The sequence below is a fragment of the Methylobacterium symbioticum genome (assembly GCF_902141845.1).
Taxonomy (GTDB): Bacteria; Pseudomonadota; Alphaproteobacteria; order Rhizobiales; family Beijerinckiaceae; genus Methylobacterium; species Methylobacterium symbioticum.
Window position 1 is genome coordinate 1 of sequence record NZ_CABFPH010000235.1, and the last position, 1,136, is coordinate 1,136.

Below are 1,136 nucleotides of genomic sequence, written 5' to 3' on the forward strand. Positions count from 1 at the left end.
CTTCGCGGTGTGGATCCTGACCCAGATGAAGCGCTGGGGCCAGCTCAAGGGCGACGTCGACTACGCCGCGGTCGCCCGCCAGGTCTATCTCGCCACCGACGCCGCCCGTCTGATGAAGCAGGACGGCTTCACCCCGCCCGAGGCGACGACCAAGACCTTCTCGGTCATGGGGAAGACCTTCGACCCGGCCAAGCCGAAGGAATACCTCGAATCCTTCACGATCAAGCGGGCGAGCTGAGCCATGGCGCGCACCCTCAACCTGCGCGCCGGCGTGCTCTCGCTGGCGCTCCTGGCCGCGATCCTGCTCGTCTGGCAGGTCGCGGTGAGCGGGACCGCCAAGACCGAGGCGATGGATCCCGAATACGCCGCTCTGATGGGCGCCACCGCCACCACGGGCAAATCCGCCATGCCGGGGCCGCTCGATGTCGGCGCGACCATCTGGAAGCACCTGAAGGACCCGTTCTACGACCGGGGGCCGAACGACAAGGGGCTGGGCATCCAGCTCGCCTACTCGGTCGGGCGCGTCGCGCTCGGCTACGGGCTCGCGGTGCTGGTGGCGATCCCGGTCGGATTCCTCATCGGCATGTCGCCGCTGATGAGCCGGGCGCTCGACCCCTACATCCAGATCCTCAAGCCGGTCTCGCCGCTCGCCTGGATGCCGCTCGCCCTCTACACGATCAAGGATTCGGGGCTCTCGGCGATCTTCGTGATCTTCATCTGCTCGCTCTGGCCGATGCTGATCAACACGGTGTTCGGCGTGTCGAGCACCCGCAAGGAGTGGCTCAACGTCGCCCGCACCCTGGAGGTCGGGCCGATCCGGCGGGCCTTCACGGTGATCCTGCCGGCCGCCGCCCCCACCATCCTCACCGGCATGCGCATCTCCATCGGCATCGCCTGGCTCGTCATCGTGGCGGCCGAGATGTTGGTTGGAGGAACCGGCATCGGCTACTTCGTCTGGAACGAGTGGAACAACCTGTCGATCACCAACGTGATCACCTCGATCCTGGTGATCGGTCTCGTCGGCATGGTCCTCGACCAGTTGCTCGCCCGGGCGCAACGCCTCGTCACCTTCCCGGAGTGAGGCACCCGATGAGCAAGCTCCTCCCCTTCGTGCGGCGCATCGCGCGCGCCGCCCC

1 protein-coding gene and 1 pseudogene are annotated in these 1,136 nt (G+C 67.3%); both read left to right on the top strand.

Features of this window, described 5'->3' with window-relative positions:
• Nucleotides 1-238, top strand: a pseudogene (locus MET9862_RS29025) (nitrate ABC transporter substrate-binding protein); the annotation flags it as partial.
• A gap of 3 nt (nucleotides 239-241) precedes the next feature.
• Complete coding sequence (gene ntrB / locus MET9862_RS29030) at nucleotides 242-1,081, top strand: nitrate ABC transporter permease (protein WP_142586319.1); 840 nt, start codon at nucleotides 242-244, stop codon at nucleotides 1,079-1,081.
• Nucleotides 1,082-1,136: the final 55 nt, after the last annotated feature.